Source organism: Variovorax sp. F042 (assembly GCF_057814215.1).
This window is the reverse complement of sequence record NZ_JBVASX010000004.1, coordinates 282,042-308,103: the sequence shown is the minus strand read 5'-3', so window position 1 is coordinate 308,103 and position 26,062 is coordinate 282,042. Positions and strand designations below refer to the sequence as shown.

The following is a 26,062-nucleotide window of genomic DNA, read 5'->3' as shown; positions in this document are numbered from 1 at the left end:
CGTCTGCTTATTGCATGAACCAGCCGTGGCTCACGACGAGCGACTGGCCGGTGAGTGCATTGGTCGGGAAGCCCGCGAACAGCAGCGCGACGCGCGCCACGTCTTCCGTGGTCGTGAATTCGCCGTCGACCGTTTCCTTCAACATCACGTTCTTGATGACTTCCTGCTCGCTGATGCCCAGGGTCTTGGCCTGCTCGGGAATCTGCTTTTCGACGAGCGGCGTGCGCACGAAGCCCGGGCAGATCACGTTGGCGCGCACGCCGTGCTTGGCGCCTTCCTTCGCAACCGTCTTGGCCAGGCCGATGAGACCGTGCTTGGCGGTGACGTAAGGAGCCTTCAGCAGTGAGGCTTCCTTCGAGTGCACCGAGCCCATGTAGATCACGCTGCCGCCGCGACCTTGTGCATACATGTGCTTCAGGCAAGCTTTCGTGGTGAGGAAGGCGCCGTCGAGGTGAATGGCGAGCATCTTCTTCCAGTCGGCGAAGCTGAACTCTTCCACCGGGTGAACGATCTGGATGCCGGCGTTGCTGATGAGGATGTCGATGCCGCCGAAGGCCGCAGCGCCCTCTTCGACCGAGGCGTTGACCTGGTCTTCGTTCGTCACGTCGACACCCACGCCGATGGCCTGTGCGCCGGTGGCCTTGAGCTCGGCCGCGGTGGCGTCGGCCGCTTCTTTGTTGAGGTCGGCAATGATGATCTTGGCGCCCTCCTGCGCGAACAGGATGGCGATTTCCTTGCCGATGCCGCTGGCCGAGCCAGTGATGTAGGCGACCTTGTCCTTGAGTTGCATGGTGATGTTCCTTGGTAAGAGTCGGGTTTGAAAAGGGCAGCAAGAATCAGGCGAGATAGTCGTGCTCGACCGTGCCGAGTGCGAGCGTCATGTCCGCGATGTAGTGCACGGCCGATTCGACCTTGAGCACCGGCAGGTCGGCCACGGGTGCCAGCGCGTGCGGGTGCAGTTCGAGCGAGCCGGGCCCGCCCCATGCGCCGTGCAGCGTGACGTCGACCATGTGATAGCGCACCAGTTCGCAGATGCGCGCCGTGCCGTCGACGTGCGGAATGATCTTGAGCAGAAAGTTGGGTTGCGCAATGCCCGCGAGGATGGGCTCCGGGTCGAGCGCGCGATGCTTGAAGCCCATCGTGGCCTTGGCCACGCGCACCTTGCCGTAGTCGAGCGTTCCGACCACCACGTCGGTCTCGTAGTCGAGCACCGGCGAGGCGAGCTTCTTCGGAAAGCCCCAGAGCTCGCGCCCGCCGGCAATGGGCGGATGGTCGTTGAGGTACATCGCGTGCACGTACGCGCCCTTCTCCACGCCCCTGGCGGTGCGCAGCTGCACCGGAATGACCTGGCCCGACTCGGTGTAGTCGCCGAAGCCGGTGGAGTCGGGCATGCGGATGAATTCGTACTTGACCAGCGGCTCGACCACTTCGAGCGGCTCGGGCACCACGGCGCGCAGGGCGTCCATGTCGGTGCGGTACGTGAGGATGAGAAATTCGCGCCGCACGAAGCGGTAAGGACCGGGCGGAAAGGCGGGATTGGTCAGCGGCATCGCGAATGCCGTTCGTCGCACATCTTCAATGTTCATGAAAACATTTCCTCCTGTTGAAGTGACGGCCCAGTCTCGCGCTGGTTTCTTAGTTGAGGCTGAATCGTCCGTGTCAGCGCGACAGGCCCGGCCGCTTGACGCGCCCCGAGCCGTGCTCGCCAAGGTCGAAAGTGGTCACACCGTTGACGGTTGCGTCGGCGCGCAGCGTCTCGGGGTGGGCCAGCGTGTTGCGCATGTCGCGCGCACCCGAATCCCAGTGCTCTTCAACGGCGGCGCGCGAGAACTCGTAGTCCTTGGACTCCAACTCGTAGGGCTTGTCGCGGTAGATCAGGTGGAAGATGTCTATGGGCTCGTGCGTGAGCTGCGACTGCACCGCGAGCACGCTCGGGTCGTTGCGCAGGCCTGCCGGCAGCTTGGAGATCAGGTCGGCAATCGCCTGCTGCAGGTTCATGTTGGCGGCCAGCGCATCGGTGTTCATGCGGGTGCGGCTCGAGTAGGTGATGTCCTTCTGCCGCTCCATCACGCCCGCCATGGTGCGCGGCATCTCGCCGCGCGCATTGAACAGGTCGACCTGCAGCACCACCAGCGGCTCGCTGCGCGGATGCGTGTCGAGCACGTACTGCAGCGGCGTGTTCGACACGATGCCGCCGTCCCAGTAGTCGTCGCCATCGATGCTGATTGGCGCGAAGCCCGGCGGCAGCGCGCCGCTGGCCATGATGTGCTCGGGCCCGATGAGCTGGCGCGTGTTGTCGAAGTACACCGAATTGCCGGTGCGCACATTGACCGCCCCCACGCTGAAGCGTGCCTCGCAGGCATTGATGCGGTCGAAGTCGACGAGGCGCTCCAGAGTGGACTTGAGGGCAGAGGTGTCGTAATAGCTCAGCAGCGGCGCCGCCCCGCCCATCAGGAAGGCCGGCGAGTACCGCGGCTCGAAGAAGCCCGGAATGCCCACCAGCGAGGCCATGGTGGCGCTGTACTGGTTCTGCAGGGCCCGGTCGCCCAGCCAAGAGGGCAGGCGCTGCGAGGGGCCCGAAGACACAAGGTGCCAAAACTCGCGCAGCCGGTCGACGCGCGTTTCCGGTGCATTGCCCGCAATCAGTGCCGCGTTGATGGCGCCGATGGAGACGCCGGCAATCCAGTGCGGCTGCAGCTCGGTTTCGCTGAGCGCCGCATACACGCCGGCCTGGTAGGCGCCGAGCGCGCCCCCACCCTGCAGCACCAGCGCCTTGCGGGCGGTGCGCATGTCTTCGCGGCGCGAAGCAAAAGGGTTCAGGGGCTTGGAGGAGGCGGCACGGGGTTTCTTCTTCGGTGGTGTCGTCGTCATGCGGTCATTTGACACCAGCCCCGCGACACCAACCTGACCAGGGGTTGTTGCCCCCGGGACGATGTCACATCTTCGGCAGCATCTGTCCGCGGATCTCGCCGCCCGGGTTGGCGGCGGTGTGCACGTTGGCGTACCACTTGCCCGCGGACAGGTCGGCCGCCTGTGCCGGCGTGAGCGTGGCCTGGCCTTCGATCGGGCTCGCCGGGTTGGCAAAGGGCAGCACCACGCCCGCATTGGCGCCCGCGGCAGCCGGGCCGTGGAAGTGCGCCATGGTGGCCGGACCGCTCAGGCCGGTGTAGGTGATCTTGTACTTGAGCACGTTGGTGTCGCGGTCGAGCCAGGCCTCGGCCATGCCGCTGCCGCGCGTCATGTTGGGCGGGACTTCGCTGGCTGCGTTCATCGCGCCGCTGAAGCTCGCGACGTTCGACTTCGACATCATTCCGCAGCCGACCAGCGCGGCACTGGCCACCCCGGTGATGAGGGCTGCGCGCAAAAGGGTGCCATATTTGGTCATGAGCTTGATCTCCTGAGTTATGAAAGCCTCCACAGCATAGGCAGCACGGCGGGCTTGGCTTGTCGGCCACCACCCCGACTTTGACGGCCGCCCAACGGCTGAAAAAGGGCTGAAAAAGGGCTGAAAGGCTGAAAGAAAATGCAACGATGACTTTCAACGCCCTCCCCACCGCCCGCGACGTGGTCGATTTCTGGCGCGAAGCCGGCCCGGACCGCTGGTTTGCCAAGAACGACGCCTTCGACGCCGACTTCGCCGCCCGCTTCTCGCACGCCCATCAGGCCGCAGCCCGCGGCGAGCTCGACCACTGGACATCCGACGCCGAAGGCGCCCTGGCCTTGCTGGTGCTGTTCGACCAGTTTCCCCGCAACACCTGGCGCGGCAGCCCGCACATGCTGGCCACCGACGGCAAGGCGCTGGCCGTGGCGAAGCAGGCAGTCGAATCAGGCTTCGACCTGCAGTGCGAACCGGTGCTGCGACGTTTCTTCTACCTGCCCTTCATGCATTCCGAAGTGCTGGCCGAGCAGGAGCGCTCGGTCGAACTCAACGCGGCGCTCGACGCCAATACGCAGCGCTACGCGGTGCTGCACCGGGACATCATTGCGCGCTTCGGCCGCTTTCCGCACCGCAACAGGATGATGGGGCGCAGCACCACGGCGGAAGAGCAGAAGTACCTCGACGAAGGCGGCTTCGCCGGCTGAAGCGAGGCTCAGGTGTCGTTGTGCGGCAGCGGCACGTTGCGCGTCGGCGACGGGTTCGGGTCGGCGATGCCCTTCGTGTCCTTCATCGAGCCGTAGGTACGCGCATAGACCCAGGTGAACTCGGCCCCCAGCAGGAAGATCTGCGCCGAGTAGTAAACCCACACCAGCACCACCACCAGCGAGCCCGCGGCCCCGTAGCCCGAGGCCACGCTGCTCTTGCCGATGTACAGCCCGATCAGGTGCTTGCCCACAGTGAAGAGTAGCGCCGTGACCGCCGCCCCCACCCACACGTCGCGCCACTGCACCTTGGCGCGCGGCATGATCTTGTAGATCATCGCGAAGATCGCCGTCACCATCGCGAAGCTGAAGACGAAGTTGACGGCCTGCGCCGTTGTCTCCCACGCTCCGAACACAGGCGACCACCACTTGCCCAGGGCCGCGAGCGCCGCACTCGCCACCAGCGACACCATCAGCAAAAAGCCGATGCCCATGATCATGCTGAACGACAGCATCCGCACGCGCAGCATGTTGAACAGCCCCTTGTTCTTGGCGCGGGCCGGCGCGCGCCAGATGCGGTCGAGCGCGTCCTGCAGTTCGCCGAAGACGGTGGTGGCGCCCAGCACCAGCAGCCCGATGCCGATCACCGTGGCGACGATGCCTTCGGCCGGCTTGTTGACGGCCTTCAGCATGCCCTGCACCGCAGCCGCACCCTGCTCGCCCATCAGGCCCGAGAGCTGCGCGAAGATCTCGCCGCGCGCGGCCTCCTGCCCGAAGACCAGGCCGGCCACCGCAATCACGATCAGCAGCAGCGGTGCAATGGAGAACACTGTGTAGTAGGCCAGCGCGGCGCCCATGCTCGGGGCGTAATCGTTCGACCAGGAGTTGAAGGCCCGCTGGCAGAGATCGAAGAGTGCGCGCAGTTGCTTGACCATGCTGAAGTGTCCCTGTGGAATCGCCCGGCGCCATGTCGATCCGGCGCCCGGCATGTTGAAAGCGTGCCTACGATAATCGCTCCACATGCACCCGTCTCCCCCCGCTGCCCAGCCCCAGTCGCCACGCGACCTTTTTGTTTCATTCACCTGGCTCGCGTTGCAGGGCTTCGGCGGTGTGCTCGCCATCGTCCAGCGCGAGATGGTCGAGAAGAAGAAATGGCTCACGCCCGAGCAGTTCCTCGAAGACTGGGCCGTGGCGCAGGTGATGCCGGGTCCCAACGTGATCAACCTCGCTCTGATGATCGGCGACCGCTACTTCGGCTTGCGCGGCGCACTCGCCGCCCTGGCGGGCATGTTGACCATTCCGCTGGTCGTCATCCTTGCGCTGGCCGTGCTGTATGCGCACTTCGCCGGCAACCCGCAGGTGGCGGCCGCGCTGCGCGGCATGGGCGCGGTGTCGGGCGGACTGATTGCCGCGACCGGTATCAAGCTGGTGCCGCAGTTGCGCAAGCATCCGCTGGGCTTTGCAACCTGCCTCTCCTTCATGGCGCTGGTGTTCGTGGCCATTGCGGTGTTCAAGATCCCGCTCGGATGGGTGCTGCTGGTGGTCGGTGGCGTCGCCTGCGTGTGGACCTGGAAGAAGATCGCGCCATGACCATCACGATGCAATGGCACGACTGGCTGGCCCTGTTCGGTCAATACGCGCTGCTGTCGCTGCTGTCGATCAGCGGCGCCATCACCACGGTGCCCGACATGCACCGCTACCTCGTAGTCCAGCACAGCTGGCTCACCGATGCGCAGTTCAGCTCCTCCATTGCCATCGCGCAAGCCGCGCCCGGCCCCAACGTGCTGTTCGTGGCGCTGATGGGCTGGAACGTCGGGCTCAACGCGGGCGGCGGCATCGGCGCCGGGCCCTCGGCCTGGCTGCTCGGCTTCTTCGGGCTGATGCTCACCATGGTCGGCATCATGCTGCCGAGCACCACCCTCACCTACTTCGCCACGCGCTGGGGCCACCGCAACCGCACGCGCCGCGAGGTGCGCGCCTTCAAGCAGGGCATGGCGCCCGTGGTGGTGGGCCTGCTGATCGCCACCGGCTGGGTGCTGGCGGCGGGAAACCATGCCGGCAATGCGCCTGCCTGGCACCTGTGGCTGCTGACCGGCGTTTCCGCCCTTATTGTCTGGCGCACGCGCATTCACCTGCTCTGGCTGCTCGGCGCCGGGGCGGCGCTGGGCGCCGTGGGCTTCGTCTGATCCTTCGTCTCATCTATTTCTTCTTCAGGAACACTCGACATGTCGCAACTCCGCCCGCTCGGCCGCTCCGGCCTCCTGGTTTCCCCGCTCGCCTTCGGCGGCAACGTGTTCGGCTGGACCGTCGACGAAGCGGCGTCGTTCAAGCTGCTCGATGCCTGGCTGGATGCGGGCTTCAACTTCGTGGACACCGCGGACGTGTATTCGGCATGGGTGCCGGGCCACACCGGCGGCGAGTCGGAGACGATCATCGGCAAGTGGCTCAAGCACAGCGGCAAGCGCAATCGCGTGGTGCTGGCCACCAAGGTCGGCAAGCCGATGGGCGAAGGCAAGGTGGGCCTGGCGCCCAAGTACATCCGCGAAGCGGTCGAGGCCTCGCTCAAGCGCCTGCAGACGGACTACATCGACCTCTACCAGTCGCACGACGACGATGCCGGCACGCCTCTCGAAGAATCGCTCGGCGCCTTCGACGACCTGATCAAGGAAGGCAAGGTGCGCGCCATCGGCGCCTCGAACTACAGCGCACCGCGGCTGGCCGAGGCGCTCGACGTGTCGGAACGCCTGGGCATCGCCCGCTATGAAAGCCTGCAGCCGCTGTACAACCTGTACGACCGCGCCGTGTTCGAAGATGCGCTGGAGCCGCTGTGCATCAAGCGCGAAGTGGGCGTGATCAACTTCTACGCTCTGGCCGCCGGCTTCCTCACGGGCAAGTACCGCACCGAGGCCGATGCCGCCAAGAGCGCGCGCGGCGCCAACACCACGAAGAAGTACCTCAACGAGCGCGGCCTGCGCATCCTCGACGCACTCGACAAGGTGGCCCAGCAGTACAACGCCAAGCCGGGCCAGGTCGCCATCGCCTGGCAGATCGCTCGGCCGGGCGTGACGGCGCCCATTGCCAGCGCCACCTCCATCGCGCAGCTCGAAGAGCTCGTGGTCGCGACGCAGCTGAAGCTCGACGCGGGCACCATCGAGATGCTCGACCGCGCCAGCGCCGAAGCAAAACACGCTGCCTGAGCGGCTCCCGGCGATGAGCGTGTTCGACACCATTGCAGCGCCCGCACTCGAGCACTTCGTCGACCTGCGCGTCGAGGTGGGCGTGCCGCAGGTGCTGGGCAACAGCCCGCGCGGACTGCGCCGCGTGGTGCCGATCACGGGTGGCGAAGCCATCGGCCACGGCTGGCGGGCGCGCGTGCTGCCGGGCGGCAGCGACTTTCAGCTGATAGTGAGCGACACGCTTTCCGAGCTCGACGCGCGCTACGGCCTGGAGACCGATGCCGGCGATATGGTCTACGTGCAGAACCATGCGATGCGTTCGGCCTCGCCCGAGGTGATGGGCAAGCTGCTGCGCGGCGAGACGGTCGATCCGTCGCAGGTGTACTTCCGCTGCAGCCCGCGCTTCGAGACCGCCTCGCCTTCGCTGAAATGGATCAACGAGCGCATGTTCGTCGGCGCCGGTGTGCGCCACCCGGCCGAGGTGGTGATGCGCTTCTTTGCGCTGGTCTAGCTGCTAGCCGTCGACCGGATTCATCGGCGTCGCAAGAATGCGCTGGTAGAAGGCCACGTCGAGCCAGCGGCCGAACTTGAAACCGGCCTGCCGCACCGTGCCCGAATGCTCGAAGCCCAGGCGCTCGTGCAGCGCGATGCTGCCGGCGTTGGCTGCATCGATGGCACCGACCATCACATGCACGTCGCGCGCGATGGCCTCGGCAATGATCGCTTCCATCAGCGTGCGGCCCAGGCCCTCGCCGCGGTGCGCGCTGTCGACATAGACCGAGTGTTCCACCGTGTACTTGTAGGCGGGAAAGGCACGGAACGTGCCGTAGCTGGCGAAACCCAGCAGCTTGCCGGCATCGTCCACGGCACCGATCACGGGAAAGCCGTTGGCGCGCTTGGTGGCGAACCACGCGACCATGTTCTCTGGCGTGCGCGGCTTGTAGTCGTACAACGCGGTGGAAGTGACGATGGCCTCGTTGAGGATGGCCAGGATCGCGGCGGAGTGCGCTTCTTCTGTGCAGGGGATGAGACGCATGGTGTCCTCGTTGAAATTTCGTTCAATATAGGAGAATAATAATCTCATATGAGAAACGATTCATCTCCCGCCGACACGCCCGGCCAGAACATCGACATGCTCATCGCCACCCGGCTGCTGGCGCTGAGGCAGGCGCAAGCACTGAGCCTCGCGGAGCTGGCTGAGCGTTCGGGCGTGAGCAAGGCCATGATTTCCAAGGTGGAGCGTGCGCAGAGCAGCCCCACGGCCGTGTTGCTGGGCCGGCTGGCCGCCGGGCTCGGGGTGCCGCTGGCGCAGCTGCTGACGGAAGAGAAAGAGCAGCCACAGCGCCTGCGCACGCGCGCCGAGCAGGAGGTCTGGCGCGACCCGAAGGCCGGCTACCTGCGGCGGCAGGTCGCCGAGCGTCATGCGGGCAGCGGCGTCGAGTTGGTCGAGGTCGAGCTGCCGCGCTCGGCGCAGGTCGACTACCCGCGCTGGAGCGGCAAGCCCTACCGGCAATGCCTCTGGATGCTCGAAGGCGCGCTGCGGGTGGACTACGGCGACGAGCGCTTCGAACTCGCACCGGGCGACTGCCTCGACTTCGGCGTGGACCGGCCGCTGGTCTTCAAGGCGCTGGGGCGCACCGCCTGCCGCTATCTGCTGGCGGCAAGCCCGGAGTAGCCGCACGCGCAGGGTAGGCAAGCTCCGACACGCACTGGCGGTCGACGCCTGTGCGGCGCCTGCCACCCCTCGGGATACTGCAAGGCATCTCAGCTTCAGAGGAACGACGATGTCATTCGCGCTCTACATGATCGGTTTCGTGATCTTCCTGGGCGGCCTCATCTGGGGCGCCTCCGTCGCCGGCGTGCCGACGCTCTACATCGGCATCGGGGCGGTGATCCTGCTGGGGATCGGCATCTTCAGCGCGGTGAGCCGCACGCGTGGCAAGGATCCGTCCTGAGCGGACGGGTGCATCCAGCAGGTTCACACAGGCTTCACGCCGCGCGCACATGGCGTAGCTAACTTCGCATGCGCACCGCAGACCGCGGTGCGCATCGAATCCAGTTGGCTGCCCCATGCACACTTCTTCCAGCTTCTTTTCTCCCCTCGCCTCCTCATCCTGCACAGCGCCCCAGCCGGCCCCGGCTCCGGCAGCAAGCCCCGGCAACATCAAGGTCGACCTTCTCGTCGTGGGCGCGAGCTTTGCGGGCCTGGCCTGTGCCCGGGCCGCGGCCCTTGCAGGTCTCAGCGTGATGGTGCTGGAGAAGAAGACCACCGCCGGCGCCAAGCTGCACACCACCGGCATCATCGTCAAGGACGCGGTCGACAGCGTGCCGTGGCTGGCCGAAGTGCCACCCGCGCTAGTGCGCCGCATCGAAGGCGTGCGGCTCTATGCGCCCAACATGCGCCACGTCGACCTGCACGCGCCGGGCTACTGGTTCTGGGCCACCGACGCGCCCGCCCTGCTCGACTGGATGGTCGGCTCGGCCCGCGCCAGCGGCGTCGACGTGCGGCTGGGCACGCTGTTCGAGCAGGCGCTGTGGCTCAACGGCCGGTGGGAAGTGCCGGTGACGCAAGGGCCCTGCATCACGGCCACCTACCTCGTGGGCGCTGACGGCCCCCACTCGCGCGTTGCCAAGGCCCTGGGCCTGTCGCGCAACACGCGCTTCCTCTACGGCATCGAGCACGAGTACCAGGGCGCGCGTATGGCGCCCGGCCTGCTGCATTGCTTCATCGACCGCAAGCTCGCGCCCGGCTATATCGGCTGGGCGCTCGACGGGGTCGGCGTGAGCCAGATCGGGCTGGCGCGCCGCATGGTGCACAACAGCGCGGGCGCGCTGAAGCTCGATCCGCTGCTGCGCAAGATTGCCTCGGTGGTCACGCCCGGCGACGCCCCGCCGGTCGCGGTGCGTGCGGGAATGATCCCGTGCGGCGGCGTGCTGCCGGTGGTGGCGCGCGAGCGGGCCCTGCTGGTGGGCGATGCGGCGGGCATGGTGTCGCCGGTGACTGCCGGCGGTATCCACACAGCGCTGCTGCACGGGGAGCGCGCGGGCGAGGCCGTAGCGCGCTTCGTGCGCGGCGAGGCCGGCGACCCGGCCACGTGGTTCGTTCGTGGCTACCCGGGCTTCCGGCTCAAGCGCGCGCTGCGCTGGGCCTTCGACCATTTCCAGAGCGACTGGATGTTCGACCACCTGCTGGGCACGCCGCAGATGCGGCGGGTGGCGGAGCTCATCTACTTCCACCGCAAGGGTGGATCGCTGCCCAAAAGCTAAAAGAGACGGCGCTCAGGCGCCGCGCTGGCGCATCGCCTCGTAGAGGCACACGCCACTGGCCACCGAGACATTCAGACTCTCGACCGCACCGGCCATCGGAATGCTCACCAGCTCGTCGCAGGTCTTGCGCGTGAGCTGCCGCATGCCTTCGCCTTCGGCGCCCAGCACCAGCGCCAGGGGGCGCTTGAAGTCGCTCTGGTAGATGGTGCCCGGGGCATCGTCGCTGGTGCCCACGCACCAGATGTTGCGTTCCTTGAGTTCGTTCAGGGTACGCGCGAGGTTGGTGACCATGAAGTACGGCACCGTCTCGGCCGCGCCGCTCGCCACCTTGGCCACGGTGGCGTTGATGCCGGCCGCGTGGTCCTTGGGGGCGATGACCGCATGCGCGCCGGCGCCGTCGGCCACGCGCAGGCAGGCGCCGAGGTTGTGCGGGTCGGTCACGCCGTCGAGCACCAGCAACAGGGGCACGGTGCCGGCCTCTTCGAGGCCTTCGAGCAGTTCGTCGAGCGAGCGGACCTGAGCCACGGGTTCGACCCGTGCCACCACGCCCTGGTGGCCGTGGCTGCCGCTGAGCTTGGACAGCCGCAGGCCGTCGGCCTCGACCAGCCGCACACCGGCCTCCTGCGCACGCGCGATGAACTGTTTCATGCGCGCATCGCGCCGGCTGGCGTCGAACATCACTTCGAGCACCGATTTAGGCGCGGTCTTGATGCGCACGCCTACGGCATGGAAGCCGAAGATCACTTTGGGGGAAGACATCCCTGGATTATCCCTACCCCCGGGACCTGGCCATTTCGCGTGGTCAGGCGATCGGCAAACCACTGAGCGCGCGAGTGCGCTCGTCGTGCAGTTCCTGCACCGCCAGCGCGCTCGGATGCACCTTCGCACCGTTGCCCACGCTCTCCAGGTACTGACAGGCCGCATGGCCCTCAGCTGCCTTTTCGTAGCGCGCGATCCAGGCGTCGCGCGCAGGCAGCTTCTCGGGCGACACCGGCCATATGCCCGGCTGGGGCCGCATGTGTTCGCCGATGCCGATGCGCCAGGGCTTGGCACTCACCCGGGCACGAAAGCATTTCTGGTTGCGGCACATACGTGCGTAGACCTTGTCGACACCCATTGCATGAAAGCAGTCGGCCACCGCGGTGTCGGTCGGATCGAAGACATCGTGCATCGCCAGCACCCGGAAGCCTGCGGGCGTGCGGTAGATGCGCAGGTGCCAGTCGGGGTGCTGCTGCATGAAGCGCCCGATGCGCTCGGCCGCCCGCTTCTCAGGCGCGGGGTTGCCGCTGTGCTCGCCGCGCTTCTTGCGCTGGCCGATGACCCATGCCACGACGAACACCACGATGCCCGCGATCAGCCCGCCCAGCCAGGTCTTGGCGGCCCAGCCACCGACCACCCCGGCGATCAGCGCCGGCACCAGCGCAAAGCCGAACACGCTGCCGCGCAAGGGCTCCTCGAAGTCGATGTCGACGAACAGCACGTCGGGCGTGTTGAGGCAGCGCGCGCCGTAGGTGTTGCGCGTGATGACGGTGTCGCCCTGGCGCTCGACGATTTCCTCGCGGATCGGCATGCCGTCGGCGCCGTTGTAGGGCATCTTGCGTTCGCGGCGCTCGAGCTTCTCGCCCTTGTGGACGATTCGATCGAAGGCATCGCGCGTGCGCTGGTCGGCGTGCGCCTGCGCGGCCAGCGGGCTCTCGTCGGACCAGCCGAAGCGGCGCACGGTGAACTGCTTGCCGGCCACGCTCTCCTGGATACGGCCTTCGGCCCAGAACTGGGGAACGATCATCGACTCAAGCCTTTCCGGCAATCAACAACCAGGCCATGACCGCCGCCAGCACGATGATCAACGCCGGCAGCCATTTGTAGCCGTCGCCATGCACGCGGCCCGGTTCCTCCATCTGGCGGCGGGGCATGTGCTGGGTCAGGGGGCTGAAACTTCCCAGCGCCGGATCGTCATGGTTGTCGACCAGCCGCTTGGCCGCAGACAGGCTCAGGCCCGTGGCTTCGCGCGTGAGGCGGATGGCCTCGATCTTGTTGCCCTGCGCCAGGGCTGCGAGTGCGATGGAGGGCATGGAGGCGAAGCCGCGGTCCTGCATGGCGGCGGCGGGCGCACCGCGTCCGCTGGCTTCGCCTTCCCCCCGCTCCAGCCTGTCGGCGTAGCGATCGACAGCGTCCTTGGCCGACTTGAGGTCCACGCCCGTGCGGGCGCGCACGATCTTGATGGCCTCAATCATCCTGCCGCGCTGCAGCGCCAGGACGGCGTCGGGCGGAAGCTCCTCCATGAATATCTCCTGTGTGGCTGGCTATTTACTTATGTTTAATAGCTTATTGCGCTTGTCAGGCGGGCGCCAGAGCCACTTTTTCATTAAGTGCGACACGACCGGCCTCGATGGTGATGCGTCGCTCGCATCGGGCCGCGATGCCCCGGTCGTGGGTGACGAGCACGAGCGTGGTGCCGAGTTCGCGGTTGAGGTCGAACATCAGCCGCATCACCTGCTCGCCGGTGGCGAAGTCGAGGCTGCCGGTGGGCTCGTCGGCCAGCAGCAGCGCCGGTTGCACCACGAAGGCACGGGCCAGCGCCACGCGCTGCTGCTCGCCGCCCGAGAGCACCTTGGGGTAGTGCCCGAGCCGCTGGCCGAGGCCGACGCGGCCGAGCATTTCGGTGGCAGCCTTGCGCGCGTCCTTGCGGTTGGCCAGCTCCAGCGGCAGCATCACGTTTTCGAGCGCGCTCAGGTTGCCCAGCAGCTGGAAGCTCTGGAACACGAAGCCCACGCGCTGCGCGCGCACGGCGGCGCGCTCGTCCTCGTCGATGGCGAAGATGTCTGCGCCGGCGATGCGCACCGTGCCGCGCGTGGGCGTGTCCAGCCCTGCGATGATCGACAGCAGAGTGCTCTTGCCGGAGCCCGAGGCGCCGACGATGGCCGCGGTTTCCCGCGCGCCGAGGGTGAAATCGATGTCCTGCAGAATGTCCAGCGTGCCGGCCGAATCGGTGACGGACTTGAAGACATGCTCGACGGCGACAATTGCATCAGACGGGGGTTGGGACATGGAAAGGCTTTGGTTTTGAATCGACGTGACTTTATCTTGACCACCGCCGCGCTCGGCAGCGCGGGGCTATGGACGACCGCGGCGCAGGCCCAGGCTCAGGCCCAAGTACCGACGGCTGGCAAGCCGGTGATCCTGGTGCTCGGCGATTCGCTGAGCGCAGAGTACGGCCTCAAGCGCGGCGAAGGCTGGGTACCCTTGCTGGAAAAAAGGCTTGCGCAGCAGAAGATCGCGGCCACCGTGGTCAACGCCAGCATAAGCGGCGACACCAGCTCCGGCGGGCGCTCGCGCCTTGCTTCGCTGCTCACGCAGCACAAGCCCAGCCACGTGGTGCTGGAGCTCGGCGCCAACGACGCGCTGCGCGGCCTGCCGCTCTCGGACACCGAAAGCAACCTGATGCAGATCACCAAGGCCGCGCAGGCCGCGGGCGCGAAGGTGCTGATCGTCGGCATCCAGGTGCCGCCGAACTACGGCGGCGACTACACGCGGCGCTTCGAGGCGGTGTTCTCCAAGGTGGCGGGCGCGACCAAGTCCGCGCTCGTGCCCTTCCTGCTCAAGGGCGTGGCCGATGCGCCTGACGCGCTCTCGCTGTTCCAGGCCGACCGCATCCACCCGACGGCCGCGGCACAGCCGCAACTGCTGGACAACGTCTGGCCCGAGCTGCGCAAGCTGCTGCCGAAATAATCAAGAAAAAAGCCGCCGCAGGCGCAGGCCTGCGGCGGCTTCTTGATGGGTACGCCAGGAGCGGATCAACCGTTCTTGGTGGGCAACTCGGGCACCGTGGGTGGATCGCGTTCGAGCGAGGCCACGTCGGTTTCCGGATCTCCGGGGGCCAAGCCGTCGCTGCTCGGATTGAGTTTGCGGTTCGCCTTTTCCCGGAGCTTTTCTTCCTTCTTCTTCTTCTTGGCCAGCTCTTTCTGGCGCTTCTCGTAGCCGTAATTGGGTGTTGCCACTGCTTCTCCTTGGGCGAGGCAGTCAGGGTGACTGCGCGTGGCCTACTGTAAGCGATAACGGTGCAGTCCCAAGACGGTACCCACTGACGCTCCCAGAGAGTGAGAAGCGATTTTTTACATCCGCGCCAGCGCCTGCTGCAAGTCGGCGCGCAGGTCCTCCACGTCTTCGAGGCCGATCGAAAAACGAACGAGCGTGCCCTTGTAAGGCCAGCGTGCCACGGAGGCATCGCGCATCAAGCCGATGTCGTACGGCACCACCAGGCTGATGGGACCGCCCCACGAATAGCCGAGGCGGAACAGCTGCAGGCTGTCGCAGAAGCGGTCGACCTGCTCGGTGCTGTAGCGCTCGTCGAACACCACCGAGAACAGGCCTGCGGCCAGGTCGGTCTCGCCGCACAGCGCGCGCCAGTGCACGTGCCCGGGCGAGTCTTCGAGCGCGGGGTGCAGCACCTGCGCGATCTCGTCGCAGCCGTTGAGCCAGCCGGCCAACTCGCGCGCCGCGCGGTCGTGAGCGGCATAGCGCAACGCGATGCTGGGCAGCGAGCGCAGCAGCGTCTCTACGTCGCCCACGCCGATGCCGAAGCCCATGCGCATGTGCGTGAGCTTGAGCGCGCGGTGCAGCCGCTCGTCGCGCGTGATCACGCTGCCCATGAGCACGTCGCCGCCGCCGCTCGGGTACTTGGTGAGCGCGTGCACCGAGATGTCGACGCCCTGCCCGCTGTCGTTGAAATCGAAAGGCGCAAAGGCCAGGCCCGCGCCCCAGGTGTTGTCGAGCGCGGTCATCACGCCGCGCGCGCGGCAAACGTTCACGAGCGCAGGCAGGTCGGGAAACTCCATCGTCACCGAACCCGCCGCCTCGACCCAGACCAGCCGCGTGCGGTCCGACAGCTTGGCCGCGAGGTCGACCGGATTCATCGCGTCGTACATGCGATGGGTAATGCCGAAATTCGCCAGCTCGCCGGTGGCCAGCGCCTTGTTGGGGCCGTAGGCGTTGTCGGGAATCAGCACCTCGTCGCCGGTCTTGAGGAAGGCGAACGACACCAGCGAGATGGCCGCCAGCCCGCTGGGCACGAGCAGGCATTCGGTGCCGCCTTCGAGCGTGGCCAGGCGCTCTTCGAGCGTGAAGGTGGTGGGCGTGCCGTGCAGGCCGTAGGTGTAGCCGGCCTTGGTGCGCCAGTCGCGCGCGCGCATGGCGGCCACGTCGGCGAAGAACACGGTCGATGCCTTGAACACGCCGGGCTGCGGCGCGGCGAAGGTGGCTGGCGGAACGTAGGGGTGGTGGATCAGGGTCGTGGAAGGCTTGCTCATGGAGCGATGCTAGCGCGAGCGCCGCATCCGGGGATTTCGCGGACGCGGTGATTGCGCCGCGTGGCGGCTCGGCAGACACTTCCCGCGTCATGCAGCTGACCCGACCACCCTCCCCCCATCTGCGGCCCTTTGTGCGGCTCCTGTGGGCCTCCGCGCCCGATGAGCCGCACGAGGGACGGCCGGGCGCGCGCGAACACGTGCTGCCCACGGGTGGCATGCACCTCGTGTTCCGGCTTTCGGGGCCGCCCTTGCGCCTGTTCCAGGACGATGCCGATGCGCGGGGCTTCACGGTGGGCCATGCCATGGTGGGCGGAGCCCGCTCGGCGTTCTTCGTGCGCGACGTGTCGGTGCAAACACGCTCGGTGGGCGCCATGCTGCAGCCGGGTGCGGCCAAGGCGCTGCTCGGTGTACCCGAGGACGCGCTGGCCGACCGCCACACATCGCTGGACGCGCTCTGGGGCGCGGACGCTGACTTCGCGTTAGAGCAGTTCCACGGCACCGACTCGCTGGCGCGGCAACTAGCGATCGCCGATGCCCTGCTGGGCGCACGCCTCGCCGCCTCCGCCATGCACGGACTGCATCCTGCGGTGGCGCAGGCACTGGCCAGCATGGCAAGCGCGAGCGCCCGTGACGACGATGCGCAGGCCGGCGCCATCCGCGAACTGGTGAAGCAAAGCGGCTACAGCCACCGGCGCTTCATCGCGCTGTTCCGCGGCATGACCGGCCTGGCGCCCAAGCAGTACGCGCGCATGCTGCGCTTCGACCGCGTGATCGGGCAGTTCGCCATGGACCCCACCCAGCCCTGGGTCGATCTGGCGCTGCAGGCCGGCTACAGCGACCAGGCGCACTTCAACCGCGATTTCCTGGCCATCGCCGGCATGTCGCCGCAGGCGTACCGGCGGGCAGCGCCAGCATCGTCCCGGCATGTGCGAATCTGACTACGAGCCCGCAGGTCAAATTTGTTCAAGACCTGAAAAGCAACGGTCGCCAGAATCGCAGCCGTCTCATCAACCCGACTGGACAAGAGCATGGCCATCCACGAACTGTTTCCGTACCTCTGCGTCCACGATGCCGGCGCAGCCATCGAGTTCTATTGCAAGGTCTTCGAAGTGAAGGAAATCTTTCGCCTGACCGAGCCGAGCGGCCGCATCGGCCATGCGGAGCTGGACTTCAACAATGGCGCGATCCTGATGATCTCGGACGAATTCGCCGAATTCAACATCCACAGCGCAAAGACGCTGGGCGGCACGGCCGTCACGCTGCACCTGCACGTGGACGATGCCGACGCGGTGGTGGCGCGCGCGGTCGCCGCGGGCGCCACGTTGAACATGGCGCCGCAAGATCAGTTTTATGGGGAACGTTCCGGCGTCTTCCACGACCCCTTCGGCCATCGCTGGAACGTGGGGCACAGCATAGAGAAGCTGACGCCGGAAGAAATGCAGCGGCGCTACACCGCGATGCTCAGCGACGCCGGGTGAGCCGGCGGCGCTGCTTATTGCCGAAGGGTCGGCCGATGGATCAGACCGACCACTTCTCGATCAGCTTCTCGGCGCCCATGGAGTCGTAGCCTTCGAAGGGCTGGTGGATCCACGGGTTGGTGGCAAGGAATTCCACCTGGTAGTCGGGCGTGAAGGTCGACAGTGCCTTGGTCCAGATCACCGCGCTGCGCAGCTCGGTGATGGGCGGGTAGTTGTTGCGCAGCATGTCCATCACGGCATGCAGCGTGTGGCCCGAGTCGGCCAGGTCGTCCACCAGCAGCACGCGGCCGGCAATCTCGCCCTTGGGCGTGGTGATGAAGCGGGCGATGTCGAGGTGACCCTGCACCGTGCCAGCGTCGGCGCGGTACGAGCTGGTCGACATGATCGCCAGCGGCTTATCGAAGATGCGCGAGAGCACGTCGCCAGGGCGCATGCCGCCGCGCGCCAGGCACAGGATGGTGTCGAACTGCCAGCCCGACTGATGCACCTTGATCGCGAGCTTTTCGATCAGGTTGTGGTACTCGTCGTAGCTGACGTAGAGATGCTTGCCGTCTTCGGTCAACATGGTTCTTCTTTTCCTCTTCAGTCGGCCAGGTAGGGGTGGCGCATCATGATCGTGTGGTCGCGGTCGGGGCTGGTCGACACCATGTGGATCGGCACGCCGGTGACCTGCTCGATGCGCTGCAGGTACAGGCGCGCATTGATCGGCAGCTTGTCGTACTGCGTGACGCCGACGGTGCTTTCGCTCCAGCCTTCGAGGGTTTCGTAGATCGGCGTGCAGCGCTCGATCTCGTCAGCGCCCATCGGCAGGATGTCGGTGATTTCGCCGTCGAGCTCGTAGCCGGTGCACAGCTCGAGCTTTTCGAGGCCGTCCAGCACGTCGAGCTTGGTGATGCACAGGCCCGACAGGCCGTTGACCTGCGCCGAGCGCTTGAGCAACGCGGCGTCGAACCAGCCGCAACGTCGGCTGCGACCGGTGGTCACGCCCTTTTCGGCGCCCACGGTGCTCATGTGGTAGCCCGGGGTGCCGGGCGTGGCCCAGTCGAGTTCGGTGGGGAACGGACCGCCGCCCACGCGCGTGCAGTAGGCCTTGGTGATGCCGAGGATGTAGTGCAGCATGCCCGGGCCCACGCCCGAACCGGCAGCGGCATTGCCGGCCACGCAGTTGCTGGAGGTGACGTACGGGTAGGTGCCGTGGTCGACGTCGAGCAGCGTGCCCTGTGCGCCTTCGAACAGCAGGTTGGCGCCGTTCCTGTGCGCGTCGTTCAGCTCGCGCGAAACGTCGGCCATCATGGGCTTGAGCAGTTCGGCGTGCTTCATCGCTTCGTTGAAGACTTCGTCGAAGTCGATGGCCGGGGCGCTCAGCACCTGCGTCAGCACGTGGTTGTGCAGGTCGAGCAACACGCGCAGCTTGGTCGCGAAACGCTCGGGGTGCTTCAGGTCCTGCACGCGCAGCGCGCGACGGGCGATCTTGTCTTCGTAGGCAGGGCCGATGCCGCGGCCGGTGGTGCCGATCTTCTCGATTCCGCCCTTTTCGCGGTAGGCCTCGCGCGCGATGTCCAGCGCGGCATGGAACGGCAGGATCAGCGGGCAGGCCTCGCTGATGCGCAGGCGCGAACGCACCTCGACGCCAGCCTTCTCCAGCCCTTCGATTTCCTCGAACAGCTTGGCGGCCGACAGCACCACGCCGTTGCCGATGTAGCACTTGACGCCGGGCCGCATGATGCCGCTCGGGATCAGGTGCAACGCGGTTTTCACACCGTTGATGACCAGCGTGTGGCCCGCGTTGTGGCCGCCCTGGAAGCGGACCACGCCCTGGGCGCTTTCCGTCAGCCAGTCGACCAGCTTGCCTTTGCCCTCGTCGCCCCATTGGGTGCCAACGACGACCACGTTTCTTCCGGTGGTTACGCTCATGCTCGTTCCATTACTTCAAAAATTCAGATCGCTCGGACATTCCACTGGCCAGCTTGCTCGACGAGCTCGCGGTCGCAGTGGAATTCATCGATTTCGCTGCCATGGCCCGGCAGCACGCAGACTACCGTTTCGCCGGCCTTGCGCAATTGGGCAATTGCCTGACGCAGCCCGGCCGCGTCACTCCAGGGCGCGCGGATGGCGGCGCGCAGCGGGCGGGCCGGCAGCACGCCAACCAGTTCGCGCACGTCGAGGCTGAAGCCGACCGCCGGACGGTTGCGGCCGAACACGGCCCCCACTTCGTCGTAGCGGCCACCACGAACCAGCGAATCGGCCGCGCCGGGCACGTAGATGCCGAAGCGCATGCCGCTGTAATACGCATAGCCGCGCAGGTCTGCCAGGTCGAAGCTGATCTGGCGACCGGCCACGCCCTGCAAACCGGCGGCGAGCTGCTTCAGGTCGGCCAGGGCAGCACCCACGGCGGGCGTGCCTTTCAGGGCCTTGGCGGCCTCGTCGAGCACCGACGCGTCGCCGTACAGCTGGATGAGGGCACGCAGCCCCTCGCGCGAGGCGGCGGGGAAATCCTTGGTGAGCGATTCGAGTTCGCTCGCGTCCTTGGCGGCCAGCGCTGCATGCACCCGGGCCAGCGCGGCCGCATCGACCGGCACGCCAGCGAACAAGGCGCGCACGATGCGAGCATCGGCCAAGTCGACGATCACGCCGTCGCGCAGGCCGGCGGCATCGAGGCAGTCGAGCGCCAGCAGCAAGGTTTCGATGTCCGCTTCGAGACCGGCATGGCCGTAGATCTCGGCGCCGAACTGCAGGGGCTCACGGGTGGCGTGCGGGCGATCAGGCCGGGTGTGGAGCACCGGACCGCAATAGCACAGGCGGGCAACACCGTCACGGTTCAGCAGGTGGGCATCGATGCGCGCCACCTGGGGGGTGGTGTCGGCACGCAGGCCCATGCTGCGGCCGGAAAGCTGGTCGACAAGCTTGAAGGTTTGGAGATCGAGCGCCTCGCCGGTGCCCGAGAGCAGCGATTCGAGATGCTCGAGCAGCGGCGGCATCACCAGCTCGTAGCCATAGCCACGGGCGGTATCGAGCAGCTGGCGTCGAAGTTCTTCGATGTGGCGCGCCTCGGAGGGCAGCACATCGGCAATGTGATCCGGGAGGACCCAGGCGGACATGGGGATCGGGGGCGTGGTTAAACCGGGATTCTACCGGGACCGCGACCAGCCCAAGACTAGGCCAGGATCCAGAGCAGTATCAAACCCAGCAGGATGCTGCAAAGTCCGAAGAAACGAAGCTGGCCGTCGCGCAGCTGCATGAGCTGCCCGAAGCCGCGCCGCCACCCTCCCGGCGAGACGAAAGGCAGGATGCCTTCGATCACCAGGACGAGCGCCAATGCGCTCCAGAAAGTGTCGGCGCTCACGGCTCCTGGCGAAGAATCAACGACGAGACGCGTTGGTGGTCGAGCCCGAGCCTTGCATGGCGCGGAAGAAGTCCGACGACGGGTCGAGCACCATCACGTCGCTCTTCTTGTTGAAGCTCTGCTTGTAGGCATCGAGGCTTCGGTAGAACTGCGCAAACTGCGGATCGCGGCCGAAGGCTTCGCTGTAAGCGGAAGCGGCCTGGGCATCGCCCTCGCCCTTGATCTTCTGGGCGTCGCGGTAGGCGTTCGCCACGATCACCTCGCGTTGGCGATCGGCATCGGCGCGAATCTTTTCGCCTTCAGCCGTACCGGTCGAACGCAGCTCGTTGGCCACGCGCTTGCGCTCGGCTTCCATGCGGCGATAGACCGATTCAGTGATGGCTTCCACGTAGTCGACACGCGTGATGCGCACGTCGACCACGTCCACGCCCCAGGGCTTGGCACCCTTCACCACCGACAGCACTTCGCGCTGCACGTCGGCCATGAGGGCTTCGCGGCGCACCGAGATCAGGTCGCGCACGGTGCGCTTGTTGATGTTCTCCTGGAACGCATTGCGCACCACGCGGTTGAGCTGCATTGCACCGGCGTTCTCGTCGAGGCCGACGTTACGGATGTAGGCCTGCGGGTCGGAGATGCGCCAGCGCACGTACCAGTCGATCACCACGCGCTGCTTCTCGGCGGTGAGCATGGGCTCGGTGTCCACGCTCGACAGAGTCAGCAGGCGCTTGTCGATGTACGACACGTTCTGGAACGGCGGCGGCAGCTTGAAGTTCAGGCCGGGCTCGGTAATGACCTGCTTGATCTGGCCGAGGGCATAGACCACGCCGAACTGGCGCTGGTCGACCACGAAGAGGGTCGAGCTTGCCAGCACGAGCAGCACGAGGATCGACGTAGCGATGAATCCGATTCTGTTCATATTCTTTCGGGCCTTTCTCAACGCACGTCGCGGTCACGCGAGCGGCCATCGCGGCCACGCACATCGGTCGTCGCGGGGGCCACCGGGATCACCGAGGACTGGGCCGGCGCGGTGCCGGCAACGTTGGGACTGGCCGCATCGACCGGGGTAGCCGCGGCGGCGCCGCTGTTGCCGCTCATCTGCATGAGCTTGTCGAGTGGCAGGTACAGCAGGTTCGAGCCCTGCTTGCTGTCGACCAGCACCTTGGTCGTGCTGGCGTAGATCTGCTGCATGGCGTCGGTGTACATGCGGTCGCGCGTCACCTGCGGGGCTTTCTGGTATTCAGCCAGCACCGCGCTGAAGCGGCCTGCATCACCCTGGGCCTGCGCCACGATCCGCGCCTTGTAGGCCTCGGACTCCTCCTTCAGGCGCGAAGCCGTACCAGTGGCGAGCGGCACCACGTTGTTGGCATAAGCCTGCGCATCGTTCTTGGTGCGCTCGCGCTCCTGGCCAGCCTTGAGCACGTCGTCGAACGCGGCCTGCACCTGCTCGGGCGGACGCACGCCGCCCTGCTGCAGGTTGATGCCGACGACTTCGACGCCGATCTTGTAGCGGTCGAGGATGGTCTGCATCAGCGCACGCACGCGCGGTGCGATCTGGTCGCGCTCTTCGGCCAGCGCGGCGTCCATCTTCATCTTGCCTACCACCTCGCGCACGGAGGTCTCGGCCACCTGCACGACGGTGTCGGCGGGCGACTTGCTCTCGTAGAGCCAGGCGCGCGGGTCGCTCAGGCGGTACTGCACGGCGAACTTGATCTCGACGATGTTCTCGTCTTCGGTCAGCATGGCCGATTCGCGCAGGCCGGTGGAGCGCACGATGGCATCGCGGCCCACGTCGGCGGAGCGGATCTGCGTGGTCACCACCACTTCGTGGCGCTGAATGGGATACGGCAGGCGCCAGTTGAAGCCTGCACCCACGGTGCTCTTGTAGCTGCCGAACTGCGTGACGACGGCCTGCTGGCCTTCGTTCACGATGAAGAAGCCGGTGCCGAGCCAGATCAGGACGGCCACTGCGGCCACGAGGCCTAGGCCGAATCCTGCGTTTTTCATGTCGGGCCTGTAGCCGTTGCCACCACCGCCGCTGCTGCCGCCGTTGGGACGGTTGCCGCCACCCTTGCCGCCGAAGAAGCCACCGAGCTTGCGATTGAGGTCGCGCCAGAGTTCGTCGAGGTCGGGCGGGCCCTGGTTGGGGCCTTGTCCGCGGGGACGGTTGTCGTTGCTGTTGTTGTTGCCCGGAGGCGGGGGCGTCGGTGCGCCGGGGGGATTGGCATCGGGGGGGCGGTTGCCGGCCGGGCGGTCGCCGTTGGAGGACGACGGTTCGTCGCCGCGCCCCCATCGGCCATCGTTCAGGTTGAACATGCCCAGAAACCCTCTCCGCGCTGGCTTTGAATTCATTCGCTTCGTTCTCTTGTCAGTGGCGGGATTGTGCCCAATCAATCGGCTGCATCGTGCAATTCAGCGTTTGCCCCAGGGGTCATCGTATCGGCTACAGAGCCCGACTGCCGGGCGAGCTCGGTGCGCAGCAGCGGCACGCCCTCGCCGCTCTTGGCGCTGAGGAAGATGCGGGGAACCTGCACGCCGTCGATTTCCATCTCGTCCTGCAGATGCAGCGGATGTTGCGCGCTTTCAAGGGCGTCGAGCTTGTTGAATACCAAAAGCTGCGGAACGGTGTCGGCACCGATCTCGCGCAGCACCGCCTGCACCTCGGCCATCTGCTCGGGGTAATGCGGGTTGGAGGCGTCGATCACGTGCAGCAGCAGGTCGGCGTCGACCGCCTCCTGCAGCGTGGCCTTGAAGGCATCGACCAGGCCGTGCGGCAGGTCGCGGATGAAGCCCACGGTGTCGGAGATCGATACCTGCCGCCTCCGTCCATCTTCGGTATTGCCCAGGTAGAGGTTGCGCGTGGTGGTATCGAGCGTGGCGAACAGCTGGTCGGCCGCATAGGCGCGGGCCTTGACCAGCGCATTGAACAGCGACGACTTGCCCGCGTTGGTGTAGCCCACCAGGGAGATGTTGAAGGTCTCGCGGCGCTCGCGCTGGCGGCGCTGCGTGCCGCGCTGCTTCTGCACCTTGGCGAGACGCTCGCGTGTGCGCTTGATCGACTCGCTGATCATCCGGCGGTCGAGCTCGATCTGCTTTTCACCCGGGCCGCCGCGCACCCCGGCGCCGCCGGTCTGGCGCTCCAGGTGGGACCAGCGACGGACCAGCCGCGTGCTGAGGTACTGCAGGCGAGCCAGCTCGACCTGCAGCTTGCCTTCGTGCGAACGCGCGCGCTGGGCGAAGATCTCGAGGATGAGGAAGGTCCGGTCGTAGACGGCAACGTCGAGCTGGCGCTCGAGGTTGCGCTGCTGCGCGGGGCTCAGGGCCTGGTCGAAGATGACCTCGCTCGCCCTGTACAGGGCAGCCAGCTCCTTGATTTCTTCGGCCTTGCCGCTGCCAACGAACAATGCCGCATCGGGCGCCTTGCGCTTGCACGCAAGACGGGCGACGGGCGTCAGGCCCGCGGTCTGCGCAAGCAGGCCGAGTTCCTCGAGTTCGCTGTCGAAATGGGGCAGCCCGAAATCGACGCCGACGAGAACGGCGGCGCCTTCCTGGCGGGGGATCAGTTCAGACAAGCGGGATCAGAAATTGGGAAAAAGCGCGGCAGCAGAGCTGCCGCGCTCCGCGCGATCAGGCTGCGGCGTCGTCGTTCTCGGCAGCCGAGAAGTTGACGGCACGACCCGGCACGATGGTGGAAATGGCGTGCTTGTAGACCATTTGCGTCACCGTATTGCGAAGCAACACGACGTACTGGTCAAAAGACTCGATCTGGCCCTGCAGCTTGATACCGTTCACCAAATAAATGGAAACCGGCACGTGCTCACGACGCAGGGTGTTCAGAAACGGGTCTTGCAGAAGTTGCCCTTTATTGCTCACGATATTCTCCGTGTTCAAGAGTAGTTGTTGGAGAGATGACCTTAACACAGGGTTTCTGCGCTGCAGCAATCGGGGTCAAAAGCCTTGAGAAAATAACGGTTCTCAAAAGGCGGAACTTCCACTGCTGCTGCAACTCATTGGCCGCCATCGGCGGCCAAGCTCCCTCAATCGTCCTTGTCGGCAAATGGATTGTGCGAGCTCTTGAACTCGATGCGCAAGGGGGTACCCACAAGGTCGAATTCCTTACGGAAGCGCCCCTCGAGGAAGCGCTTGTAAGCGTCGGTGACATGCTCCAGCGAATTCCCGTGGATCACGATCACCGGCGGGTTCATACCCCCCTGATGCGCATAGCGCAGCTTGGGGCGGTACATGCCGCCACGCTTGGGCGCCTGGAACTGCACCGCCTCCAGCAGCAGGCGTGTCAGCACAGGGGTCGACATCTTGCGCGTGGCCGACTTGTGGGCCTGCGCAATCGCCTGCCACACCGGGCCCAGGCCCTGGCGCTTGATGGCCGAGATGAAATGCAGCGCCGCGAACTTCAGGAACGGCAGCCGGGTCTCGATCTGCCGCTGGATCTGCTCGCGCTGGTAGCTGTCGACCGCGTCCCACTTGTTGATGGCGATCACCACCGCGCGGCCACTCTCGAGGATGTAGCCGGCAATGTGCGCATCCTGGTCGGTCACGCCCTGCGTGGCGTCGAGCAGCAGCAGCACGACATTGGCCGACTCGATGGCCTGCAGCGTCTTGACCACCGAGAACTTCTCGATCGCCTCGAACACCCTGCCCTTGCGGCGCAGGCCGGCCGTGTCGATCAGCTCGAAGCGCTGGCCGTTTCGCTCGAAAGGCACGGAGATGGCGTCGCGCGTGGTGCCCGGCATGTCGAAGGCCACCAGGCGCTCTTCACCCAGCCAGGTGTTGATCAACGTGGACTTGCCCACATTGGGCCGGCCGGCCACGGCCAGCTTGATCGGCTTGTTGACCTCGTCCTCGTCCGTCTCGTCGTCGGGATCAGGCAGGTTCAGCGGCTCCAGCGCAAGCTCGACAAGGTCGCGCATGCCCTGCCCGTGCGCAGCCGACACGCCATGCACGTCGCCGAAGCCGAGTTCGTAGAAGTCGACCAGCTTGGTGCCGTCGTGCATGCCCTCGGCCTTGTTGGCCGCCAGCACACAGGGCTTGCCAAGGCGGCGCAGTTCGTTGGCAATGTCGTGGTCTTGAGCCGAGAGGCCCTCACGGGCGTCGACCACGAAGATCACCACGTCGGCCTCGGCCACGGCCTGCCGAGTCTGCTTGGCCATTTCCTTGTAGATACCGCTGCCCGCGTCAGGCTCGAAGCCGCCGGTGTCAATCACGATGAACTCGTGCTTGCCCAGGCGGCCGTTGCCGTAGTGACGGTCGCGCGTGAGTCCGGCGAAGTCGGCGACGATGGCGTCGCGCGTCTGGGTCAGGCGGTTGAAGAGGGTCGACTTGCCAACGTTGGGCCGCCCGACCAGGGCCACGACCGGCTTCATGGCCGGCCTTTCGATGGCTCGGTATTCATGGTCG

32 protein-coding genes are annotated in these 26,062 nt (G+C 66.3%); 11 read left to right on the top strand and 21 right to left on the bottom strand.

Features of this window, described 5'->3' with window-relative positions; translation table 11 throughout:
- Positions 1 to 7 precede the first annotated feature (7 nt).
- From ACZYSP_RS16775 to ACZYSP_RS16760, 4 genes are all read right to left on the bottom strand, one after another.
- A complete protein-coding gene (locus ACZYSP_RS16775; protein ID WP_093052117.1) occupies positions 8 to 790 on the bottom strand; it encodes a 3-hydroxybutyrate dehydrogenase in 783 nt (260 codons plus the stop codon).
- 46 nt (positions 791 to 836) lie between these two features.
- Positions 837 to 1,586, bottom strand: a complete 750-nt coding sequence (locus tag ACZYSP_RS16770) for an acetoacetate decarboxylase (protein WP_093052120.1) — start codon at positions 1,584 to 1,586, stop codon at positions 837 to 839.
- Positions 1,587 to 1,659: 73 nt separating this feature from the next.
- On the bottom strand, positions 1,660 to 2,871 hold the full coding sequence (locus ACZYSP_RS16765; RefSeq protein ID WP_093052123.1) for a patatin-like phospholipase family protein: 1,212 nt from the start codon (positions 2,869 to 2,871) through the stop codon (positions 1,660 to 1,662).
- Positions 2,872 to 2,935: 64 nt separating this feature from the next.
- A complete protein-coding gene (locus ACZYSP_RS16760) occupies positions 2,936 to 3,385 on the bottom strand; it encodes a CHRD domain-containing protein (RefSeq protein ID WP_093052127.1) in 450 nt (149 codons plus the stop codon).
- A gap of 146 nt (positions 3,386 to 3,531) precedes the next feature.
- Here ACZYSP_RS16760 and ACZYSP_RS16755 point away from each other — a divergent pair, with 146 nt between their 5' ends.
- Positions 3,532 to 4,083, top strand: coding sequence for a DUF924 family protein (locus tag ACZYSP_RS16755; RefSeq protein ID WP_093078120.1), 552 nt, complete (start codon positions 3,532 to 3,534; stop codon positions 4,081 to 4,083).
- Between the two features lie 8 nt (positions 4,084 to 4,091).
- Here ACZYSP_RS16755 and ACZYSP_RS16750 read toward each other — a convergent pair whose 3' ends face one another.
- A complete protein-coding gene (locus ACZYSP_RS16750; RefSeq protein WP_093078119.1) occupies positions 4,092 to 5,015 on the bottom strand; it encodes a YihY/virulence factor BrkB family protein in 924 nt (307 codons plus the stop codon).
- Positions 5,016 to 5,100: 85 nt separating this feature from the next.
- On the opposite strand from ACZYSP_RS16750, the gene ACZYSP_RS16745 reads away from it, so the two are divergent.
- The 4 genes from ACZYSP_RS16745 to ACZYSP_RS16730 are packed head-to-tail and all read left to right on the top strand — an operon-like array spanning position 5,101 to position 7,767.
- On the top strand, positions 5,101 to 5,670 hold the full coding sequence (locus ACZYSP_RS16745) for a chromate transporter (RefSeq protein ID WP_093078117.1): 570 nt from the start codon (positions 5,101 to 5,103) through the stop codon (positions 5,668 to 5,670).
- On the top strand, positions 5,667 to 6,266 hold the full coding sequence (locus tag ACZYSP_RS16740) for a chromate transporter (RefSeq protein ID WP_093053164.1): 600 nt from the start codon (positions 5,667 to 5,669) through the stop codon (positions 6,264 to 6,266). The genes ACZYSP_RS16745 and ACZYSP_RS16740 overlap by 4 nt, the downstream gene beginning before the upstream one ends.
- A 39-nt stretch (positions 6,267 to 6,305) precedes the next feature.
- A complete protein-coding gene (locus ACZYSP_RS16735; RefSeq protein ID WP_093078116.1) occupies positions 6,306 to 7,277 on the top strand; it encodes an aldo/keto reductase in 972 nt (323 codons plus the stop codon).
- Between the two features lie 13 nt (positions 7,278 to 7,290).
- The gene (locus ACZYSP_RS16730) at positions 7,291 to 7,767 is read left to right on the top strand and encodes a DUF3237 domain-containing protein (RefSeq protein ID WP_093078114.1); all 477 of its coding nucleotides are present in this window, start codon (positions 7,291 to 7,293) and stop codon (positions 7,765 to 7,767) included.
- Positions 7,768 to 7,770: 3 nt separating this feature from the next.
- Here ACZYSP_RS16730 and ACZYSP_RS16725 read toward each other — a convergent pair whose 3' ends face one another.
- The gene (locus ACZYSP_RS16725; protein ID WP_093078113.1) at positions 7,771 to 8,292 is read right to left on the bottom strand and encodes a GNAT family N-acetyltransferase; all 522 of its coding nucleotides are present in this window, start codon (positions 8,290 to 8,292) and stop codon (positions 7,771 to 7,773) included.
- Positions 8,293 to 8,340: 48 nt separating this feature from the next.
- Here ACZYSP_RS16725 and ACZYSP_RS16720 point away from each other — a divergent pair, with 48 nt between their 5' ends.
- The 3 genes from ACZYSP_RS16720 to ACZYSP_RS16710 all read left to right on the top strand — a co-directional run bounded on the left by ACZYSP_RS16720 (position 8,341) and on the right by ACZYSP_RS16710 (position 10,523).
- Positions 8,341 to 8,931, top strand: a complete 591-nt coding sequence (locus tag ACZYSP_RS16720) for a helix-turn-helix domain-containing protein (protein WP_354337854.1) — start codon at positions 8,341 to 8,343, stop codon at positions 8,929 to 8,931.
- A 109-nt stretch (positions 8,932 to 9,040) separates the two neighbouring features.
- The gene (locus tag ACZYSP_RS16715; RefSeq protein WP_176928733.1) at positions 9,041 to 9,211 is read left to right on the top strand and encodes a hypothetical protein; all 171 of its coding nucleotides are present in this window, start codon (positions 9,041 to 9,043) and stop codon (positions 9,209 to 9,211) included.
- Between the two features lie 115 nt (positions 9,212 to 9,326).
- Complete coding sequence (locus tag ACZYSP_RS16710) at positions 9,327 to 10,523, top strand: NAD(P)/FAD-dependent oxidoreductase (protein WP_489015416.1); 1,197 nt, start codon at positions 9,327 to 9,329, stop codon at positions 10,521 to 10,523.
- A gap of 12 nt (positions 10,524 to 10,535) precedes the next feature.
- On the opposite strand, the gene rlmB is transcribed toward ACZYSP_RS16710, so the two are convergent.
- From rlmB to ACZYSP_RS16690, 4 genes are read right to left on the bottom strand one after another with little or no spacing between them, the layout of a single operon-like run.
- Positions 10,536 to 11,282 carry a 23S rRNA (guanosine(2251)-2'-O)-methyltransferase RlmB gene (rlmB, locus tag ACZYSP_RS16705; protein ID WP_007828317.1) on the bottom strand — a complete coding sequence of 249 codons (747 nt, stop codon included), beginning with the start codon at positions 11,280 to 11,282 and terminating at the stop codon, positions 10,536 to 10,538.
- Positions 11,283 to 11,325: 43 nt separating this feature from the next.
- Complete coding sequence (locus ACZYSP_RS16700; RefSeq protein WP_093052157.1) at positions 11,326 to 12,309, bottom strand: inorganic phosphate transporter; 984 nt, start codon at positions 12,307 to 12,309, stop codon at positions 11,326 to 11,328.
- Positions 12,310 to 12,313: 4 nt separating this feature from the next.
- Positions 12,314 to 12,805 (bottom strand): hypothetical protein, encoded by a 492-nt coding sequence (locus ACZYSP_RS16695; protein ID WP_093078108.1) that lies wholly within the window; start codon positions 12,803 to 12,805, stop codon positions 12,314 to 12,316.
- A gap of 55 nt (positions 12,806 to 12,860) precedes the next feature.
- A complete protein-coding gene (locus tag ACZYSP_RS16690) occupies positions 12,861 to 13,571 on the bottom strand; it encodes an ABC transporter ATP-binding protein (RefSeq protein WP_489015413.1) in 711 nt (236 codons plus the stop codon).
- Positions 13,572 to 13,607: 36 nt separating this feature from the next.
- Here ACZYSP_RS16690 and ACZYSP_RS16685 point away from each other — a divergent pair, with 36 nt between their 5' ends.
- Positions 13,608 to 14,252, top strand: coding sequence for an arylesterase (locus ACZYSP_RS16685; protein WP_426392643.1), 645 nt, complete (start codon positions 13,608 to 13,610; stop codon positions 14,250 to 14,252).
- A 65-nt stretch (positions 14,253 to 14,317) separates the two neighbouring features.
- Here the strand turns inward: ACZYSP_RS16685 and ACZYSP_RS16680 are convergent, their stop codons facing one another.
- Complete coding sequence (locus tag ACZYSP_RS16680; RefSeq protein WP_093052173.1) at positions 14,318 to 14,521, bottom strand: hypothetical protein; 204 nt, start codon at positions 14,519 to 14,521, stop codon at positions 14,318 to 14,320.
- A gap of 114 nt (positions 14,522 to 14,635) precedes the next feature.
- Positions 14,636 to 15,829, bottom strand: coding sequence for a PLP-dependent transferase (locus tag ACZYSP_RS16675; protein ID WP_489015410.1), 1,194 nt, complete (start codon positions 15,827 to 15,829; stop codon positions 14,636 to 14,638).
- An 89-nt stretch (positions 15,830 to 15,918) separates the two neighbouring features.
- Between ACZYSP_RS16675 and ACZYSP_RS16670 the strand changes: the two genes are divergently transcribed.
- Together ACZYSP_RS16670 and ACZYSP_RS16665 are read left to right on the top strand one after the other, a co-directional pair.
- Positions 15,919 to 16,767 (top strand): AraC family transcriptional regulator, encoded by an 849-nt coding sequence (locus ACZYSP_RS16670; protein WP_489015408.1) that lies wholly within the window; start codon positions 15,919 to 15,921, stop codon positions 16,765 to 16,767.
- A 90-nt stretch (positions 16,768 to 16,857) separates the two neighbouring features.
- Positions 16,858 to 17,307 (top strand): VOC family protein, encoded by a 450-nt coding sequence (locus ACZYSP_RS16665; protein WP_093052182.1) that lies wholly within the window; start codon positions 16,858 to 16,860, stop codon positions 17,305 to 17,307.
- Positions 17,308 to 17,347: 40 nt separating this feature from the next.
- On the opposite strand, the gene ACZYSP_RS16660 is transcribed toward ACZYSP_RS16665, so the two are convergent.
- The 9 genes from ACZYSP_RS16660 to der form a co-directional block, all read right to left on the bottom strand.
- The gene (locus tag ACZYSP_RS16660; protein ID WP_081269111.1) at positions 17,348 to 17,872 is read right to left on the bottom strand and encodes a phosphoribosyltransferase; all 525 of its coding nucleotides are present in this window, start codon (positions 17,870 to 17,872) and stop codon (positions 17,348 to 17,350) included.
- A gap of 17 nt (positions 17,873 to 17,889) precedes the next feature.
- Positions 17,890 to 19,221 (bottom strand): adenylosuccinate synthase, encoded by a 1,332-nt coding sequence (locus tag ACZYSP_RS16655; protein ID WP_489015405.1) that lies wholly within the window; start codon positions 19,219 to 19,221, stop codon positions 17,890 to 17,892.
- A 23-nt stretch (positions 19,222 to 19,244) separates the two neighbouring features.
- Positions 19,245 to 20,405 carry an ATP phosphoribosyltransferase regulatory subunit gene (locus tag ACZYSP_RS16650; RefSeq protein WP_097199416.1) on the bottom strand — a complete coding sequence of 387 codons (1,161 nt, stop codon included), beginning with the start codon at positions 20,403 to 20,405 and terminating at the stop codon, positions 19,245 to 19,247.
- Positions 20,406 to 20,461: 56 nt separating this feature from the next.
- The gene (locus ACZYSP_RS16645) at positions 20,462 to 20,650 is read right to left on the bottom strand and encodes a DUF2065 domain-containing protein (RefSeq protein ID WP_081269108.1); all 189 of its coding nucleotides are present in this window, start codon (positions 20,648 to 20,650) and stop codon (positions 20,462 to 20,464) included.
- A gap of 16 nt (positions 20,651 to 20,666) precedes the next feature.
- Entirely contained in the window at positions 20,667 to 21,566 is a 900-nt protein-coding gene (hflC, locus tag ACZYSP_RS16640; RefSeq protein WP_093052191.1) for a protease modulator HflC, read from the bottom strand.
- 17 nt (positions 21,567 to 21,583) lie between these two features.
- Complete coding sequence (hflK, locus tag ACZYSP_RS16635) at positions 21,584 to 22,963, bottom strand: FtsH protease activity modulator HflK (RefSeq protein WP_093052194.1); 1,380 nt, start codon at positions 22,961 to 22,963, stop codon at positions 21,584 to 21,586.
- A 74-nt stretch (positions 22,964 to 23,037) separates the two neighbouring features.
- On the bottom strand, positions 23,038 to 24,219 hold the full coding sequence (gene hflX / locus ACZYSP_RS16630) for a GTPase HflX (RefSeq protein WP_097199417.1): 1,182 nt from the start codon (positions 24,217 to 24,219) through the stop codon (positions 23,038 to 23,040).
- Between the two features lie 55 nt (positions 24,220 to 24,274).
- Positions 24,275 to 24,520 carry an RNA chaperone Hfq gene (hfq, locus tag ACZYSP_RS16625; RefSeq protein WP_012747311.1) on the bottom strand — a complete coding sequence of 82 codons (246 nt, stop codon included), beginning with the start codon at positions 24,518 to 24,520 and terminating at the stop codon, positions 24,275 to 24,277.
- Positions 24,521 to 24,684: 164 nt separating this feature from the next.
- Positions 24,685 to 26,028, bottom strand: coding sequence for a ribosome biogenesis GTPase Der (der, locus tag ACZYSP_RS16620; protein ID WP_056598124.1), 1,344 nt, complete (start codon positions 26,026 to 26,028; stop codon positions 24,685 to 24,687).
- Between the last annotated feature and the right edge of the window lie 34 nt (positions 26,029 to 26,062).